The sequence below is a fragment of the Cellvibrio sp. QJXJ genome (genome assembly GCF_024452345.1).
Taxonomy (GTDB): domain Bacteria; phylum Pseudomonadota; class Gammaproteobacteria; order Pseudomonadales; family Cellvibrionaceae; genus Cellvibrio.
Genome location: NZ_CP101662.1, coordinates 2,757,807 through 2,776,231, shown reverse-complemented (window position 1 = coordinate 2,776,231; position 18,425 = coordinate 2,757,807). Strand labels below are relative to the sequence as shown.

Annotated in this window: 16 protein-coding genes; 9 read left to right on the top strand and 7 right to left on the bottom strand. The window is 47.7% G+C overall.

Features of this window, described 5'->3' with window-relative positions:
• Positions 1-163: 163 nt before the first annotated feature.
• The gene (locus NNX04_RS12170; RefSeq protein WP_261945922.1) at positions 164-595 is read left to right on the top strand and encodes a GNAT family N-acetyltransferase; all 432 of its coding nucleotides are present in this window, start codon (positions 164-166) and stop codon (positions 593-595) included.
• 158 nt (positions 596-753) lie between these two features.
• On the opposite strand, the gene NNX04_RS12165 is transcribed toward NNX04_RS12170, so the two are convergent.
• The 3 genes from NNX04_RS12165 to NNX04_RS12155 all read right to left on the bottom strand — a co-directional run bounded on the left by NNX04_RS12165 (position 754) and on the right by NNX04_RS12155 (position 5,768).
• Entirely contained in the window at positions 754-1,521 is a 768-nt protein-coding gene (locus NNX04_RS12165) for a DNA/RNA non-specific endonuclease (RefSeq protein WP_151054556.1), read from the bottom strand.
• 141 nt (positions 1,522-1,662) lie between these two features.
• Complete coding sequence (locus NNX04_RS12160) at positions 1,663-4,806, bottom strand: TonB-dependent receptor (RefSeq protein WP_261945921.1); 3,144 nt, start codon at positions 4,804-4,806, stop codon at positions 1,663-1,665.
• A 104-nt stretch (positions 4,807-4,910) separates the two neighbouring features.
• Complete coding sequence (locus tag NNX04_RS12155; protein WP_261945920.1) at positions 4,911-5,768, bottom strand: S1/P1 nuclease; 858 nt, start codon at positions 5,766-5,768, stop codon at positions 4,911-4,913.
• A gap of 527 nt (positions 5,769-6,295) precedes the next feature.
• Between NNX04_RS12155 and NNX04_RS12150 the strand changes: the two genes are divergently transcribed.
• From NNX04_RS12150 to NNX04_RS12125, 6 genes are all read left to right on the top strand, one after another.
• Entirely contained in the window at positions 6,296-7,174 is an 879-nt protein-coding gene (locus NNX04_RS12150) for a PhnD/SsuA/transferrin family substrate-binding protein (protein WP_261945919.1), read from the top strand.
• Positions 7,174-8,214, top strand: coding sequence for a hypothetical protein (locus tag NNX04_RS12145; protein ID WP_261945918.1), 1,041 nt, complete (start codon positions 7,174-7,176; stop codon positions 8,212-8,214). The genes NNX04_RS12150 and NNX04_RS12145 overlap by 1 nt, the downstream gene beginning before the upstream one ends.
• Before the next feature lie 119 nt (positions 8,215-8,333).
• The gene (locus NNX04_RS12140) at positions 8,334-9,560 is read left to right on the top strand and encodes a TNT domain-containing protein (RefSeq protein WP_261945917.1); all 1,227 of its coding nucleotides are present in this window, start codon (positions 8,334-8,336) and stop codon (positions 9,558-9,560) included.
• 1 nt (position 9,561) lies between these two features.
• Positions 9,562-9,921 carry a hypothetical protein gene (locus tag NNX04_RS12135; RefSeq protein WP_007639954.1) on the top strand — a complete coding sequence of 120 codons (360 nt, stop codon included), beginning with the start codon at positions 9,562-9,564 and terminating at the stop codon, positions 9,919-9,921.
• A gap of 151 nt (positions 9,922-10,072) precedes the next feature.
• Positions 10,073-10,408 (top strand): hypothetical protein, encoded by a 336-nt coding sequence (locus NNX04_RS12130; protein ID WP_261945916.1) that lies wholly within the window; start codon positions 10,073-10,075, stop codon positions 10,406-10,408.
• Positions 10,409-10,831: 423 nt separating this feature from the next.
• Complete coding sequence (locus NNX04_RS12125; RefSeq protein ID WP_007639959.1) at positions 10,832-11,122, top strand: immunity protein Tsi6 family protein; 291 nt, start codon at positions 10,832-10,834, stop codon at positions 11,120-11,122.
• A gap of 127 nt (positions 11,123-11,249) precedes the next feature.
• Here NNX04_RS12125 and NNX04_RS12120 read toward each other — a convergent pair whose 3' ends face one another.
• From NNX04_RS12120 to puuE, 3 genes are read right to left on the bottom strand one after another with little or no spacing between them, the layout of a single operon-like run.
• Positions 11,250-12,113, bottom strand: coding sequence for a 5'-nucleotidase, lipoprotein e(P4) family (locus NNX04_RS12120; RefSeq protein ID WP_007639961.1), 864 nt, complete (start codon positions 12,111-12,113; stop codon positions 11,250-11,252).
• Between the two features lie 22 nt (positions 12,114-12,135).
• On the bottom strand, positions 12,136-12,945 hold the full coding sequence (locus NNX04_RS12115) for a ribonuclease T2 family protein (protein WP_261945915.1): 810 nt from the start codon (positions 12,943-12,945) through the stop codon (positions 12,136-12,138).
• 1 nt (position 12,946) lies between these two features.
• A complete protein-coding gene (gene puuE, locus NNX04_RS12110) occupies positions 12,947-13,891 on the bottom strand; it encodes an allantoinase PuuE (RefSeq protein WP_261945914.1) in 945 nt (314 codons plus the stop codon).
• A gap of 314 nt (positions 13,892-14,205) precedes the next feature.
• Between puuE and NNX04_RS12105 the strand changes: the two genes are divergently transcribed.
• Entirely contained in the window at positions 14,206-15,705 is a 1,500-nt protein-coding gene (locus NNX04_RS12105) for an adenosine deaminase (protein WP_261945913.1), read from the top strand.
• Here the strand turns inward: NNX04_RS12105 and NNX04_RS12100 are convergent.
• Entirely contained in the window at positions 15,702-15,995 is a 294-nt protein-coding gene (locus tag NNX04_RS12100; protein ID WP_151054538.1) for a hypothetical protein, read from the bottom strand. The two genes, NNX04_RS12105 and NNX04_RS12100, sit on opposite strands and share 4 nt — an antisense overlap.
• Between NNX04_RS12100 and NNX04_RS12095 the strand changes: the two genes are divergently transcribed.
• The gene (locus NNX04_RS12095) at positions 15,984-18,425 is read left to right on the top strand and encodes a TonB-dependent siderophore receptor (RefSeq protein ID WP_261945912.1); all 2,442 of its coding nucleotides are present in this window, start codon (positions 15,984-15,986) and stop codon (positions 18,423-18,425) included. The genes NNX04_RS12100 and NNX04_RS12095 overlap by 12 nt on opposite strands.

The window sequence follows — 18,425 nt, the reverse complement described above, 5'->3', positions numbered from 1 at the left end:
AACAGAATTCAGGTTGAATTGTTGTTAATGCTTATAAAAGAGGGAGTTAGCGTTGATCAGTAAGTTTATTTAAGGTAATAATTTACCGATATGAGTAGGGCAAAACGCTATAGGCGCATTATTTTTTGTTATTTTTTGTTATTTTTTGTTATTTGGATTTTTTATGGAAATACGCATTGGTTCATTTGATGAAATATTGGTTCTGCATAATGAAATTACAGAGTTGTCACCTCTAGCAGACACTGATTTTTTTACGGAGCGTATTGGAGATAAAAATTTCCTTTTGCTTGTTGCAGAAAATAACAGTGTTTTGGTTGGGTACAAATTGGGTTATTGGATTGATGAACAATGTTTTTATAGTTGGTTAGGGGGCGTTCATCCTCATTACCGAAAAAAAGGTATAGCGAAAAAATTATTACTTGAGCAAGAACGGCACGTTAGCGAAATGGGGGCAAAAGAAATTTCTGTTAAAAGCATGAATAAGTACAAAGCTATGTTGCTCCTGTTAATCACCCAGAATTATGAGATTACAGGCGTGCATAGAAATGTAAAAGGAGATGATAAAATTCTTTTTACCAAAACATTGAATCAGTAACTGTTTGGCTCCTACCTTTTAATCAATGACTCAATCAACTCCCGTTGCGGGCTAGGTTAGAGTACAGTGGGGCAGGTGTAGTAGTCAGATAACAATAATAAAAAAAGAGCGGGCGAACCCGCTCAAGTGGAGCGCTCATGAAAACAACACTAACTCGGTTAGCAACCTAATTGGCTTTTTAATCCACCGTAACTCCGTTCAACGGGAGCTTGGATCGTGGTGGATAAACTGGGCATGACGTTAATGCCTGCGCGCATTTCTACTTCATCGATGGTGACTTCTTTATTGCAAAAATTATCCGCGCGCGCGGAGTCTTGTTCCATGATGAAGGCGGAGGCTTTTACTGTGCCGTTGATTACGGCGATGACAACTTTGTAATAGCCTGAGGGAATGATGTGCGATTCGTCGGCGCCGGGCAGTGAGCCGAAATACCATTCGTAGAGTGGGCCGGTGACAACAAAAATCGGTTGCCCACTGCGTGCAATAACTCGCTCGGCATTTTCCAATCGCTCCCAGGGGCCTTGATTTAATTCGGCGGCTTGCGGGGTGATGTTGGATAAATAGTTGGTGGTTGCCCAGTCGGCGGTGTTGCTAAACGCGGCGAGTGGGACTTGGTGGCCGCGATCAGTACCCAATACCGCGGCGGCATCCGTGTAGTCGGCGGGTTCGAGAGTATTGGCGGCGGTGATGCTGGGGTCGACGCGCCAAGTGCGGGTGCGTGAGGGGCCATCGATAGTAGCCGCTGTGACTTGATAGGCGGCCCAATCGGCAAACTTGGTGGTGGCGTTATTGCTGATGGTGTAAATCGAACGGGTGACGACTTGACCGGATTTTCCGGTGGGACAGCCGTAAATACAGTTGGCGGCTTGGGTGGTGGCAGCGCTGAGTGCGACGAGCGCGAGTAAACCAAGGGCGAGCTTTTTCATAACAGGTAACTCCTTAACAGTGGTGATTGATAAAGGTGGAACACGCGAAAAGCCCGGAATTGAGCGCGAGCTTGCCCAGACCCTTTTGCCGCTAGGCAAAAGGGCGGGAGCTGCGTTCGTTAACGGGAAGTTGAGCTGAGGTTAAAAGCTGTAGCGCACGCCCAGTTTCAGGCGCCACACCGAGGCTTCCGGAATGTATTCACTCCAGTTGTTGGTGTTGGTGCCGTTAAAGCGCACGTCGTATTGGTATTGGCCGGTAGTGGAATTCACGTCGTAGTCCCACAGGGTTTGTTGTGGGAATTCCATGCGACGGACTTCACCTTTGCTGCTGTCGATCAGGTTGAGCAGGTTTTCAATGGTGAAATAAATGGTGCCGGTGTGACCGTCAGCAAATCCGGGAATGTCCTGCTGCACACTCAAGTCCAGGTCAGTAACCCAGGGTTGGGTGGTGGAGTTTTTCGGCACATAACCGCCGGCATAACCCTCCAGTCCAGCGCCTTGGATAACCTCTAGCATGGCGGCGTATTTTTCTTCGTTGGTGGTGGCACCCGGCCAGTTACTGCCCTCCCAATCGATATTGGTGTCGTTCGGGCCGGTGGGAATGTAAGGCAGGTAGACATCGCTGTTTTGGAAGTCGCGCTGGTCGCCAAAGTCGTTGTCGTTAAAGGCGTCCAGTGTCCAACTCAGTGGGCGGCCAGAGCGGCGCTCAAACGCTACATTGATACGGGTTTCGTTATCGCCAAACCAGTTGGCGGCGTAGCCGAGGTTGAGTACAAAGCGGTGTTTGATTTCGTAGTTACTGGTGCCAACCAACTCCTCGTTGCGGTTCATGGTGACGTTGAAGTTGTAGTTGGATGAGGCGGTGGAGTTGGTGCCGGGGTTGACCTCGGTCACGTCCTGATGGGTATAGGCGGCGAACATATTCACACCGTTATCCCAGTCTTTTTTCAGGTTGGTGGTCCAGATAATACTGCGGCCATCTTTTTTGGCATTGGTCAGCATCAGGTCGTAGTTGTTGGCCAGGTTGCCGCTGTAAATGCTCTGGTAAATGATGCGCTGGCCGTCGGCGGTGCGGCGTCTTTCGGTGCGCGAGGTATCTACCCAGAAGGAGGAGTCTTCCTTGTCAATGTAGTTGAACTCGGTGCTCCACAGGTAGCCATCGCCCAAATAGGGAATGTTCAGCTCCTGATCCCAACCCAGTTGATAGCGCCAATCAGATTCCAGTTCATAGTCCGGGTCGACATAGGCGGTGCTGCCGGTGCCGCTGACCAGCGAGGCTTGCACTGAGTCGGGAATTTGGGTGAAGTCGACATTAGCGGGGTCGGCGATGGCCGCGTTGGTAGCGCTGCTCGGCGCGGCAACGTAGGTGAGGCCGTCGTTGGTGAAGGAGTTGGCGAGCCAGACGTTGGGTTTGCCACCGCTAAAGCGGCCGATACCACCGCGCAGGGTCATGGTCTCATTCAAGTCCCAGTTGAAGTTGAAGCGCGGCAGGATGATGTCCAGCCCATCCAGGTTTTCGGTATTGCTGTAACCATAGGTGCTCACGAAGCGCGCATTTTCTTGCGGTACATCGTCTGAGGCGAGCTGCTCATAGCGCAGGCCAAAGGTGAGCAACAGCGAGGGAGTAACCGCCCAGCTGTCCTCGGCGTAAAGTGCATGGGTGGTGCGTTCTGCACTGTAGGCCAGGTCTTCGGCGTTATTGGTGTAGGCGTTGCGATAGGCAAAGAAATTGGGTTTCTTCGCGGCAAAATCATCCAGGCTCGCGAATTCCCACACGCCGTCGGTGTATTGGCCGAACAAGTTGTAATAGGTCACGCTTTGGCCCTGGTAGCCAAAACGCAACTCGTGGTTGCCCAACAAATAGGTGCCGTCCAAATGCAGCTGCCAGGTTTGGGTATCGGCGATATTGGCGTGGCGCGAGCGGTCGGTACCAAACAGGATTTCATTGCTGCCGATATTGACGGTCACTTCACCCAGGTCCGAGTTTTTCAGCGAGTCAGTTGTCAGGTCTTTGTAGGACAGGCCGATGACCGTGCTGAAGGCATCGCTCCAGTCAGAAAACAGGTGTGAGCTGTAGGTGTCTGATTCGGTTTTGATGGTGAAGAAGTTGGAATTCAAGCGCAGCTGGTAATCCTGATCCGGGCTGTTGCGGTCGAGTTCGTTATCCTGCTTCTGGTAGCTGAAATCCAGGCGGTGTTCATCGCTCAGGTTGATGTCGAACTTGACCAGCAGCTTGTCATCGCGCTCGCCCGCACCACCGGCTACTGAGTCGGTCAGGCCATAGGTATCGTTGAGGATCTGCAGGAACTGCTCGTATTGGGCGCTGGTGATTTCACTCTCGTTGGCGCCGGAACCATTCAGGCCGTAGAGCGCGGTGGTGTCCTGCTCGAAGGATTCGTAAGAGATAAAATAAAACGCTTTGTCCTCCACCAGTGGCCCGCCCACGCTGAACCCCATGGTAGTTTCTTCGCCCAGATCCAGGTCGCCGGTTTTCGGGTCGCCGGAAAGGCTGTCGTTGGTGCCTTCAGCAAATACTGAGCCCTGTAGCTCATTAGTACCCGATTTAGTCACCACGTTGACCAAACCGCCGGAGAAGCCGCCGACTTTGGCAGTGAAGGGCGCCGAATTCACGCTGATTTGGCTTACGGCATCCAGTGATACCGGTGGGCGCGCCGTGGGGTAACCACCGAAGTTCAAGCCAAAGTCGTCGTTCTGGCCGATACCATCCACAGTGATATTGTTGAAGCGCGGGTTGCTACCGGCAATGCTCAGCTGTCCGTCTTCTACCACCACCATCGGGTTGCTGCGGATGATGTCTTTAATATCGCGGCTGAAGGCGGGGGTCTTTTTAATATCGTCTTCACTGAATACCGAACTGGCGCCTTTGGTGCTGGAGTTGATGATGGTGCCCATCACCAGCACCTCTTCCAACTCGGCCATATCTGCCGCTTCCAGGGTTTGATCCAGACGCAGCACCTTGCCTAATTGCAGAAATAGATCGCGCATCTCGGCGTCGCGATAAGTATCGGAATCGATGGTGATTTTGTAGGGGCCGCCAATGCGCAGGCCTTTGAGCGAGTAGCTACCGGCGCTGTTGGTTTTCACTTCACTGCGCGTGCCGGAGGGTTCATGTATCACGATGATGCGGGTATCGGCGGCGGGTGAACCGTCCGGCGCGCTGATTTTACCGAGGATGGATGAGCTGGTGTCCTGTGCATGGGCATAACCGGAAATCCCGGCAGTCATCGCCACAAAGAGGGCGCTTCTTTTTAATAGCGGTTTCATAGTGTGTGTTCCCTAAACAAGAGTAATGGAGCGGTTAATAACAGTGCTCGCTACCGAGCTATGGTTGTGTGATTGGTTGTGTGATCGGTTGTGTGGCCAAGGCGTTAGGGTTTTACCGCCAGGGCAGCAGTGCCCGGCTTGGCTCTGGGGTCAAAAATGCTGTTGAGTAAACCAGCGAGGCGAATGCCCGCTTGCAGCAGTCGCTCTTCGGCAACCGGCAGTTGTTGATGGATGTAGCCGTAGCTGAATTCGGGCAAGGTGTTGGTTGCTGCGGGGGCGGCGCTTTGGTAGATGCTCTCGCTCAGCGCCATGGATTCTTTGAGCCAGTCAGCGGGGCTGCTGGTTAAATAGGTTTTGATGAGCTGTTTGTCCTGCGTATTAATAAAGGCGGCAAATTCGCTGAAACTCAGGTTTTGTGATTCCAGTAACTCGGTATCCCACAGCGAGTGCAGATTGGTCAGCTCGCCAAAAAACTTCACCTCTATCAAATTGCCGCCGCGATCTTCCGCGTGGCCGGTGTGCATGGGTTGATGAATATCGCCCACCAAATGCACCAGAAAGCGCAAGTAAAACTGGCGCTCGGCGAGTGGGGTGTTTTTATCTTTAAGCGCGGCGATGCAGCGCAAAATGCCGCCGTAGATATCTTTTACTTCTTCTTTGGTTTGCGGTGTGTGGTAGTGGCTTGCATCAAAGTCTTTGGGGGCGGCCACATTAATGTAGTGCCAGCGGGTGGAATCTTTTTGCCAAAACTCGGCGGGGTCGGAGCGCATTTCATCGGCCCAGGTGCCCACTTCGGCCAGCAAGTCGCCACCCAATAATGGCAGCAGGGCTTGTTGGGTTTTTTTGGTCAGGTGCTCATTGGCTATCTGGCCAACTATTCGGTGGCCATTTTGTCCCCAGGCCAGTGCCTGCACACTGGTGGTCACCAGCAGCAGGCCGCAAACAAATCGGGCGATCTTCATTACAAACTCCAGCAATTCAAACAAGGTCAATAACAGATGTGTTGGCCTATCATCCAAATTGCCGTGTGCGCGAGAAAGCATTTGTCGAAATTCAAAGTTACTGGTTAATAAATCTTTAACATCAATTAGTTATGGTGAATAAATAAGCTTATCCAAACCAATAAAGCAGGTTTATGTGAAGGTTTATCGGTTGCGGTTGCGCTGTTAGTGCGAGCTGGAGAGGAAAATTCGAGTTGGATAAGAGCGCGCAGTCGCGAGTTTTTTCGCTGACCGGTCGCCACTTTGGTCTGCTTTGGTGCATGCACTGGCTGAAGCGCACTATTGCAGTGGTCAATTAATACTTGTCTTTTCAGCCAGAGTTTTTTCTCTACGGAAAAAAGCAGAAAAACAGGTGGTTTAACACTGAACCAAGAGAAAAAATCACGCTATTTGCGATTAATAGACAAGTTTTATCAAACACACAGGCGTTTCTGTATTAAGGGTACGATTTTTGCAATTTTCTTTCAGGGGCTGATAAGAATACGCACATGAATGACTTAAAAATTTTTGCACCGCTAAGTTTGCCATTCACGCTATTTTTTATAGCGGTATTGGCTATGTGGCTGCTGGGCAAAAATAGTCAGGCACCGCTTAATTATCATTTGCCGAGTTTGATTGAAGACAGCTACACCTGCGCGGCGGGAAACAATTCCGCGGTAGAAAAATTAACGGTGTATATGAACACAGAAAGCGTCGCACGCAATCTCGCCAATTTATTGTGCGGTGATCCGGTGGTGCAGCGGCAGTATCAACAGGTGCAGGCCTATTGGGGTACGGGCGATGTTTCCGATATCACTTTTATCGGCAAAGGCATCGGCGATTTAGTGAATACCAAAGACAATATTGTGCAGGCGTTTGATGCGGAAAATACCCACGGCTATAAACGTCTTGCCAGCTATTCACAGTATCAAGCCTATTTAATTGGTCGCCATGAAAAACCCTTATTAACCCGCGAGTATTTACTCGGTCGGCGCATAGGTTTATTGGATTATCCGTCCAGTCGCTCCGGGCATATTATTCCCATGCATTTATTTCGCGAGTTGGATTTACGCGAGGATCAAATATCCATTGTGTACAGCCACAATCACACCGGCCTGCGTGAATTACTCGCCAGCGGCAAGGTAGATATGATTGCCAGCTATTGGTCAGAAGAAGACGGCGAACAATTTTCAGAAAATTATATTCAAGCCATCGGCGACAGCGATATTCGCGGCAGCAGTTGGTATTTAAAAATGAATGGGCGCAATACGGATCTATTCTGCGCCCTGCAAACCACCTTGGGTAACCTCGCACAGCAACAACAGTCCACCTATTTTGGTGAACTCAGTTACGCGGAAGGTTGCCCACAGCCGCTGGTGAAACGTTAATGCAAAGTTTATATCTCAATGCCTTGGGTATGAAATTGCCGCGCTTTAAACGGCCGCAGCTGGGGGCATTAAAAAATACGCTCAGCTACGCCCATCTGTTGTTATTGGTAGGTAGTTTTGTTGCGCTGCAATTAGCTTATTTTTTTGGTTCCTCGCTGCAGCGCGAATTCAATCTGGAACGCAGTATCCTCGCGGTGGAAAATCGTGTGTCACTGGATCTGCCGCGGCTTTCGCTGCCCAATCCCGCGTTGAACATGGCCGGCAACCCGGCGCAAGTACACGCCTATTTAGAAAAACTAAATGAACTATTAGTCGCGCAGAATTTATCGGTGCGGGTCAGCAGCTTGCAGCAGTTTGATGCCCAGTTGCGCTTTGAGTCAGAGATGAGATTGTCGGGTCAGGTGTCGCATTCACACCGTATTGTAGAGCGGCAGTTGCAACTGCCGGGGCAAGTGATCAGTTTAAAACTGGGCATTTGCGAACCCAGTCTGTGGCAAACTATTTCGGTATATCCCTTATTTTTCGCATTGCTGCTGGTGTTTTTTTTATCGCCCTATTTGCAGCGTAAACCGCTAGCAATTGCTGCGACACTTGCGCCCGGCGCTAGCCAACATATCGCACTGGTATTGGATTTGGAAAATAAATGTATTGCACTGCGCGACACGGATTACAAAGTAGAGCTGGCCAATAAACCGCTGTGTTTTTATGCGGCATTGCTAAATTACTGTCAGCAAAACCCCCGTGTGCGCCTATGCCAACACGCAATTTTACCCGATGAATTACTGCACCTTGCCAATCAATATTTTATGCGGCTGGTAGCACTGGGGCACACCATTCGTAAGCGCCCGGATTTTGATACCAATCTGGAAAAAACCCTGAGCGAAATTCGCGCGGCATTGGATGAATTATTGATTGATTACCCTGAGGCCAAAGCCGCGTTTTATCCACCCAAGGCACTGGGCGAGGGTTCGCGTTCAAAAATGCATAATTTTGCTTTGGTGAAACTGGCTGCGGGTGATTGGGAAATTAAAGGGAAATAATGGAATTGACTATTTTCACAGTTTGAGGATAAGCCGCGCTTCGGTTATGGACATACTGAATAAAATCCTTACACTGCGTTTTCAATTTTCATCAAGATAATTACCACAGGGATGCCATAGTGATAAATCTCGTTATTAAAGACCATAGCGGCCAGTCTTATGAGCTGACAGCCCGCACCAGGTCTCCTCGCACATCTTCAGCAAAACGCTACTCCAGTGATTCCTATTCAACCTTTCGTTTTGTTGCCAGGTTACCGGTCACACTGCAGCAGTGGATGCAAATTCTCAATCGCACCCATCATAGCGCTAATTTCCATAGCAGCCATCCGGGAGAGGTATATCAAGCGGTTGCCCAATGTATTTTGCGTGGCGACCTAGCGATCTATAAGTTACCTACATTGGCCGCAGCGGGTGCATTAAAGGGTAAAAATGGATTTGGCTTGTGTATCATTAAAGGCCCTAATCCGCACATTGCTACTGATCTAATACCCGAGGTGATTAACACTACGGATGCTGCTCAGCAATTATTCAATCAGTTGGGCATCAGTAGTCAGCTATTTTTAGCGTATTTAAACAGTGAAAACCTGTACAACACTAATCAAAAACAAAATCCTCTAGCCGACGCTTTGCACTTGTTCGCGACGGGTGAGTTACTTGCCTATAAAATTCCTTTGCCACCAAAAGCACCACCAGCAAAAGCAGCAGAATTCCTCCCTGCCACTGCAGCGGATAGGCCAGTGCCTTTGGCACCGGAGGGTACGCGGAATCCAGAGGAAATTGAAACGCCTACTCAGAATATGGTTAGTCCAACTGTTGAATCCAAAGAAAAAAATAGTGATGTGATATCGGATGAGGATGAAACAAAGAAAGCTACATACGATGAGTTTTGTAGTACGGTAGAAGAATTCGAAGTTAGAAATGCGCTATCTGAGCAAGCGTATGCGATGTACACTAAAGAACAATGGAATGAGTTAGAAGCATTATTTAACGATAACAATCTCAATGGCGGTTGGCCTCCCAATCGAGGTGCAATAAGTACGTCAGAGATAACTTTACAAATAGATACTCAGATTGATCGTTATGGCGGATTTATAGATAGGAATACTGGCCAGTTTCGTGATTTTGGTACCTTTGTTTCTTATAAAGGTGAGCCATTTGAAAACAGAGCGCTACCCCCGGATACTAAAAGTAAAACCATGAAGTCATATACGGTGGTTAAGCCCATTCCAAAAGTTAATGCAGGAAAAGCTATTCCTTGGTTTAATCAGGCTGGTCTTGGCACGCAATTAGAAACGCCGTTAACTATTGAAGATTTGGTGAGTAAGGGTTACTTAAAGGAAGTGTGATATGAAGTTTGAAAAATTAAATGAAAAAATTTATGACGGTGATAGCCTTGAGGCTAATGATATTGAAATGGTTTTTACTGCCGATGTTACATCAGTTAAGCTGAGTTTTCCGGATTTGTTTGACTTTTCAAAACTTGAGAAAATTATCTCTCATGATGAGTCATTAAATATACAGTCCGAATTAAATTTTGGTGTAATTGAATTTGACGGAGAGAAAATATTCAAGGGAAGAAAGAAAGGGTTAAGGTTGTATGGTCATATCTCAATAGAGGAAAGCGGGAAATATATTTTTATTTTTTCTTGTGGTGAATTTCAGCCAGCAAGATTCCAGATTTTTCTTGAAGGATATTTGAAAGTTTAAGTGCTATCTGAGGGTGGTCGAACGCAAATATATGTTGCATTTAGCTCGCCTGTAAAGTTGACTCAAAAATTAACCAATTGGCCTTATGTGTAAAATAGATTCAAAACTTAGAGAGAAATTACTGTTAAGAATGTTCTCTTCGGTTGATTATATGAATGCGTATTCAAAACATTTTATTGAGTTTATTAGTGCAGGAATACTGGCATTTGAGGCTTATGAAAAAATTCTTGAAAAACCGGTAAGTCATTCGGAGTACTCAAACGTGACTTCTGATATTCACTTATGGAAGTTAAAAGTAATCCCTAACTTTTTGAATATGAAAAATAATATGAAGACTTCAATTGCTGAAGCAAAACAGGGGGATTATTCAGGTATTAGTGCTGCAGCTGGAAATTTTCGTGGTTTGAGTAAAGATATGGATGGTATTAGAGAGTCATTTATGGATTTTATTGATCCTGCTCTTAAGGAAAGGTATTTTTCCGAGTAGAAAATAACAAGTACTATGAGTGATAATCTTTATAAGACATTGGAGCGGCTTTGGCGATCAGGATCAATACTTAAAGAAAGCATTACCGGTCCGATTGATGATATGGCTCTACTTAAATTCTTGCAGGATGGGGAAACTATATAAATCAATAGGAGGCCCGAAGGTAATTGACTGTCGGGCCTGTTATCAGTTTTAGAAACTGATTCAGCTAATTAGTCTAGGTCTTCTGAGGTATCCATTTTACTAAAATATCCTCACCGACTTCCCCTGCTCTGGTCACCAAAATCGCACGTTTTTTGCATTATGTTACTCATGAAGTTTTTCCACTAATATTTGAATATTTACATGTGTAATAGACTGGTATTCAGTTGTTAATGAATGATGAAAAAAATATTTTTAGTATAAATATGAAGTGGATATGAAATGAATCTTTTGAATGTTGAAAGAGCAGCGCTTCAAGCTATAGATAAATTTACTAATCAAAAGATCATAAATACAAATGATCCTTCTATTCAATCAATATTGGCTCAGCTTAACTTTATTGCCAGTTGTGCCAAACAAGGAAAAAATCCTCGTAGCTCGCTCCCAGAAGGAAAATCATTCACTTACGGAATAATTTCTTCAAGAGAGTTTGCATCTCCCGACGAACTGGAATTAAAAAAATATTTGATTGAGGTAGATAAAGAGCTTTACCCCGAAGCCTATAAATCATAGCCAACTGCTTCATTCGATTCATTTTTGGGATTTTTATCATTTCAGAGTTAAGCCACAGAAGCATACCTAATCTCTTCATATTTATATGAAGAGATTGTTTGATTTAGTTGTTAGATTTTTAATAATCTTAAAACCCCTGTAATTTTTTAAATTTCAACCCAGTGACTTCATTAACCGGCGTAGTGTAATCGTGATTAAACAGTGCGGCTTCCCAGGAACCGTAAACCGGGTTGGGAATTAAAAACCATTTGCTGCCCCAAGCTGCCGCACTATTTTTTGCCAGTTCTACGCGGGTTTCGGCGGTGCCTTTTGCGCCTGAAACAAAATCGCCAAAGTCATCGCCCACCAGCGCAATAATTCTAAAATCCTGACTGACGTAATGACGGCGTGCGCCCTTATCGGATGAGCTCCAGCGATTTTCATTGCGGGTGAGCACCACATCAATATCATCGCGCAGGGGCAAATTTTGTTGCCGCAGGTTTGCGCGCGTATCCTCTTCCTGGCTTGCATCGCGATTGGTGACATAAAAAATAGTAATTCCCTTTGTGCTGGCATAATCCAAAAATGCTTTCGCACCCGGCAGTGGTTCAGCGGCAGCAAGTTTGGTCCATTTGTCCCATGCTTCTTGGGTGAAAGGGGCGTTGTCTTTAATGAGTTGTGCTTGAAACGGTAGGTTGTCCAATACAGTTTCATCAATATCCAAAATAATCGCGGGTGGCAATTTGCTGTAGTCACCGCTTTGTTCTTGCGCGGCGCTCCAGTGTTTGTCTGCCAAGGCTTTGTCTACCATGCTAGTGGCTTGGGTGTAAGCACTTTGGGTGAGCGCATAATATTCAGCGGAGGTTTGCATCCACAGCACCGCGTTTAATCGTTCATAAGTGGGTTGCGCCTGGGCACTATTACCGGGTTCCATGGAACTGCATGCGCTCAAACAACACGCACTGGTTAATAAGCTGGTTTTAAACAAAGTTTTTAATGAGTTAGTAAACATAAAAGTCTCGTGATCTGGTTGTTCAATTGCGCCGTGGGCAGCTGATTAATTCAAAGTTTGTGTTGTAGCAGATATACATTTCACTGCCGCGATACAACAGGCGTTTGTTGGCAAGCGGCGGGTTATTTTGTTTCATCCAGCGATCGAGTTGCTTGTGGCTCATGTTGCGTGGTGGGTAGCGCAATGCGGTGAACAGTTGTTGGGATTTTTCAAAATAAGCGGTGGCAGAGTTGAAATCGCAGGCGCCGTGTTTTTCCCACTCCGCTTGTAGCAGTGCAGCGCTCGGCGACATACATAAATAGGGTTCAATGTCGGCGTAGGGCAGTGCTGGTAAATCGCCAGCACAAAAGCGCGGGTGTTTTTTTATTTCTTTTAAATCCGTACAGCGCCCCAGGCTTTTTCCCGCGCAGGAGGAAGCCCATACCCCGTGTAATACCCAGCCAAATTTCTGCGTGGAAAAACATTGGAACTCATTATCCCGCTGTATTTTTTCCAATTTGCTGGGATCGGTTTCGGTAGCGAGATTAATGTTAATACGCTTGCAGTAATCCTCTGACCAGTTCACCGCCATTTTGTAATAGTCAGTGCTGGCGTCGGGGTTGGGGCCGAAGCTATCGGTCGCCATGTCAAAGTCGTAATCGGTGGCGGCGCGATCCGGTAATTTACAGCTTTGCGCCTGCAAGGTTTGGCTAATGCTGAGCAGGCCGATAAAGATCAGCAGCAAACAGATCAATAATAAAAAACGTGAAAAATAATGGTGGTTGTGGTTGTGGTTGTGGTTGTGGTTGTGGTTGTCGTTGTCGTTGTGAGAGAGCTGCGGGCGCGGCGCCATATTATGCAGCTCCTGCCGGGTAGTGATGTTCGTGCCAGTGGCGTGCAATTGCATCGCGCCGACAGACCCATACATCGTTGTGTTGCAACACATACTGGATAAATTTTTCCAGCGCTTGAATGCGCCCGGGCCGGCCAATAATGCGGCAGTGCAAACCAATATTTAACATCTTGGGGGCAAATTCACCCTCGGCATAGAGCGCATCAAAACTGTCTTTGAGGTAAGTAAAAAATTGCTCGCCGCAATTAAAACCCTGCGCCGCCGCGAAGCGCATATCGTTGCTGTCCAGGGTGTAGGGAATAATTAAATGCGGCTTGCCGTTATTGATCTGCGCATATTCCTGCGTCCAATAGGGCAGGTCATCGGCGTAGGAATCCGAATCATATAAAAATCCGCCTTGTTCAATGACCAATTTTCGCGTGTTGGGGCTGTCGCGCCCGGTATACCAACCGAGAGGGCGCGAACCGGTGACGCGGGTGTGGATGTCAATCGCGGTGCGAATATGTTCGCGTTCAATTTCCTCTGGCATAAATTGATGATCAATCCAACGGTAACCGTGGCTGGCAATTTCCCAATTGGATTCGAGCATGGCTTCTACCACATCGGGGTTGCGTTCCAGTGCCATGGCCACGCCGTACACTGTCACCGGTAATTGATATTTATTAAACAAACGGTGCAGTCGCCAAAACCCCGCGCGACTGCCGTATTCATACAGTGACTCCATACTCATATGACGCGCTTCAAAGGCGCGCGCGCTAATAATTTCGGACAAAAAAGTTTCCGATGCGGCATCGCCGTGCAGCACACAATTCTCCGCTCCCTCTTCGTAATTCAGCACAAATTGCACCGCAATACGCGCACCGCCCGGCCAGTTGGCGGGTGGTGGGTTGCGACCATAACCAAGCAGGTCGCGCGGGTAGGGGCGGGTGTCAGTGGTGTTGGGCATAACAAAATTCCACAGGTTGAATGATGCATTTCACAGTTGGGTCTTGAGCGGCTGTATCAAATTCTGTGCCATCGTCCAGCCTTAGGTTTTACGCTGTGATTCCGGTGCAGGCCGCAATATTACTGGGCAAATCCGCAATGGCATGCACCAGATAAAAGCATAACCTGTCCAATCGGACAGGTTATTTGCGGGGGGAATGACAGGGCTGTCTTGTGCTGGCGCCAAATGCCGCTGGCTGGTATCACAATTGCATTGGGCAGGGGGATGGCTTCCTTTCTTTATATCAACCCCCCGAACTGTTAGAGAACTCGCTTATGCAATTGCTTCCTATGAATAGCCTTTGTGGTGCAGGCCGCGACCTTGCGTTTGCTGCGCTTATTGCACTTGCCGGGCTGACTAGCCTGAATGCCCATGCGCTGGTCAGTAGCCCCGCCAGTGACCGGGTGATTACCAAAGATCACTGGTTTGAACAATTTAAATCCACGGCAACGGATAAAGAGTTATACCGTTTTTTATATGCCATGCCCAAAGGTGGCGACCTGCACAATCATATTAGCGGCGCGGTATTGTCGGATTGGTGGTACGACCTGGCGCTGTCGCAAAAAGTACACGGTTATCGTTTTTATACCAAAGTGCGCATCAATAATTGCCGCGATTTTGGCAACAATGAATTTGTGCGTCGCCCTTATTTAATGTTGTTTAATAATTTAACCGAGGCGTCTTACCAGCAATTGCCGGAGTGTGAAAAAGCGGAATACAAACGCCTGGAAGAGCTGGACGAAAAAGAAAAAGCTGCCTGGATGCAAAGTGTAATGCTCAATCACGAACACGAAGGGCGCGATGAATTTTTTCAAACCCATTGGCAGCGATTGGATCAGTTGTTACACAGCCCCTATTTAATCGCGGAAGTGCTGTATAAAAATATGCAAGCCTTTGGCAGCGAAGGTTTAATTTATTTGGAGGCGATGGTAGAGGCGGGTGGTTATTTTAAACCGGATGGCACGGCCTTCACCGAAGATGAAGCCGTGGCTATATTTCGTCAGCGTTTAGCCCAGGCCGATGCGAAAAAAACCGGTGTTACCGTGCGTTTTCAGGATTCCATTTTGCGCTTTGTACCGAGTGCAGAAGACCAGTTGCGCGCCTCTTACGACATAGTGTCGCGGCACCGTGATTTGTATGTGGCGGTGAACATGGTGGGGCGTGAGGACAATGACAAAGGCTACCCGCTGCGTTTTACCCAAACCCTGCGCGAGCTGCGCCACAAATACAACAATGTGCGTTTGTCGGTACACGCTGGTGAGGTGGACGAACCCAACTACCATATTCGCGATACGCTGATGCTCGGCGCTGATCGTATTGGTCACGGTGTGAATTTAATTACCGACAAAGATTTGTTGCGCGAAATGCGCCACGGCCCCTACCTGATCGAAATTAATTTAATTTCCAATTTATTGCTCGAATACGTGAGCGATTATTCACAACATCCTTTCCCCGAATATTTGCGCTTGGGCATTCCGGTTGCGCTTTCCACCGATGATCGCGGCATGTGGGACTCCAATATTACCGACGAATTTTTTGTGGCGGTGAAGGAATTTAATTTGTCCTGGGAGGAGTTGTTATTACTCAGTCGCAATTCATTGCAATACAGTTTTGTGGAAGAGGATATCAAACAACAACTGCTCAACACCTATAACACCCGCGCCGCCCGTTTTGAAAAACAATTCCGCTCCAAGGGTATTGCCAGCTTAACGGCGGCTGCTCCTGTCTCCTACGGCTTCACCTGCAAACGCTATGCGTTATGTGATTGGCGTTAAATTTTTGCTGTGCACCAAGTTGGCTTTTTTACTTGGTGCATGGCGCGTGTTTTTGCTTCATCAGTGATCGTTATTTTTCCTGTGGTTCGCTGTTCAAATTGGTATTCATCGATTAATGAGCAAGTGAACCGGTTTTTATGATTCATAACCAGTTGATTAATAAGGATATAAATCATTTTAATCAAAAATGTAACCAATCGGACAGGAAATGGCACAGCGCTTGCTAAATCTGGTTTGTGTTTCAGGCAATCATTATTAGACCCTTGGAGTGTTCCCTCATGATCATGCACAAACGATTCAAACCGAAACAACTCGCGTTACTGATCAGCCTTGGCTGCGTTGTGGCTGCTCCTGCTGTGTTGGCGCAAGAGGCTAAAAAAGATGAAGTAGTGGAGTTGGAAACCTACACCGCCGAAGGCCAGGTAGAAGACACCATGGGTGTGATGTCCACCGAGCCGGTTAAGTCGGTATTCGGTTTTGGTAAAACGATTTTGGAAACACCGCGCGGCGTCACTTCGGTGAGCGCGGATATGATGGAAAATTTCAGCATCAACGATATTGATGATCTGGTATTAATTTCCCCCGGTGCATTTACCCAATCTTTTTTTGGTGTGGCAGGTTCACTGGATGTACGCGGTACTCCCGGTGAAGTCTATTTCCGTGGTGTGCGTCGTGTGAACAACCCTGGTAACTACCCAACGCCAATTGGCGCCACTGACCGTATCGATATTGTGCGCGGCCCCGCATCACCGATTTATGGCCCTTCAAAAATTGGTGGCTTCCTCAACTTTGAACCCAAGTCAGCGCGTGCAGAAACCGGTCAGTATTTGGATAAACCGGCGGGCGAAATTTCTATTACTCGCGGTACCTGGGACAAAAATGTGCTCACCGCCGAAGTGGGTGGCCCAGCAGAAATTGGCGATAAAAAACTCGGTTATTACGTTTACGCCGAAACCGAAAATTCCGGCAGTTATTATGAAAACTCCGCCACTGACCAAAATATTTTACAAGCGTCATTCAACATGGATTTGAGCGATAAAACCCGCGTGGAATTTGGCGGTATGTATCACGAATACGACGGCAACCAAGTGGCAGGTTGGAACCGTTTGACGCAAGACCTGATTGATAACGGTACCTACATCACCGGTTCGCCCGCCTCAGTGGATACCGACGGCGATGGTTATAACTCGCCCGCGGAATTTGATGTGTGGAAAGACAGTTTTGCAAATTACAGTAACTTTTTTGTACCCGGTTCTTCTGCAACCGATGCGAGCATGGCGCCCCAGTGGGCACTGCTGAACCCAGGCACGACCAAGTTGAGTGGCAGCCAAACCATGGTGGCACCGGAAGACCAGTTGGTGACTACGGTACAAACCCTGTATTTCGATCTGATCCACGATGTTAGCGACAGCTTCAGCATCACCAACAAAATGTTTTATGAATCCCTCGAAAACATTAATGAAAATGCGTATGGCTTTTCACAGTTTGTGGACAGCTACGCGTTTGAAGATCAATTAATTTTTGCCTTCAACACTGAACACACCGATTGGTTGAAAGGCAGCTATCAAGTATCGCCCAGTATTCGTTACACCGATTTTAAACAGGGTGATGATTTCAACTACGAATATTTTGACCGTCGCGATTTGACCAAACCCTCCAATGGTATTGATCGCAAATTATTGGCAACTGTAACTGATTCGGATTATTCCAACTATTTAGTGGGCGATTACACCGACTACGGCATGGCATTTTTGGCGGACTATACCGTTGCAGAAAAACTCAGCGTATTGCTGGGCGCGCGCTATGACTTGTTGGATATGGAATCCACCACTGTTGCTGAAAAAATTCGCGGCGCGACTGCCGATGTAGTGGGTGAGGATAAAGACGAAGGTGGTTCATGGACGGCAAGTCTCTCCTACAAAACTGATTTTGGTTTTACGCCTTACATCACCAAATCAACACAAACCACCATCGTGATGGGGCAGGGTTCAGAAATTTCTCCCGGCTTGATTACGCTCGACAATGGTTTGGCGGCCGGCAATGCCCTGGCTGATTCCGAGTTGGAGGAAGTGGGTGTTAAAGGCAGTTTCTTGGATGACCGCTTGTATGTCGCCGCTGCCTATTTTGATCAGATCCGCACTAATTACAGTGCGCAAGATCAGGTGAGCAACAACACAACCCAATCCGAAGGTTATGAGTTGGAGGCGCGCTTTTTGGTGACCAGTAATTTCACGCTGACTGCCGCTATGACCCACTTGGAAATCACTAACCTCACCGCCTTGGAAAACGGTACCCAGTTCGGTTTTATGGGCGCAGGTGATTTAACCGGCGTAACCGATCCATCACTGTTTTATGGTTATGTGATGCAAGGTTTAACGCTGGTGGGTAATGAAGACGATGCAACCAAATCCGGTATTCCGGAAAACATGTACAGCCTGACCGGTGCCTATGACTTTGGAAATGGTGTGCGTGTGACAGCGAGTACGGTGCATGCCGACGCCACCTATTCCGGTTTCTCCAAAGGGGTGAAATTGCCGTCTTACACCTTGCTTAACGCCGGTATTAGTTTTGATGTAGATGCGTGGAAATTCAGCCTGCAAGGTAAAAACCTGACGGATGAGCGCTACTTCCGCGCGAACTTCCCGGATCTGTTTGGGGGCACCATCGTCCTGCCGGAATTGCCGCGTCACTTTGTCGCGTCTGCATCCTTCAAGTTTTAA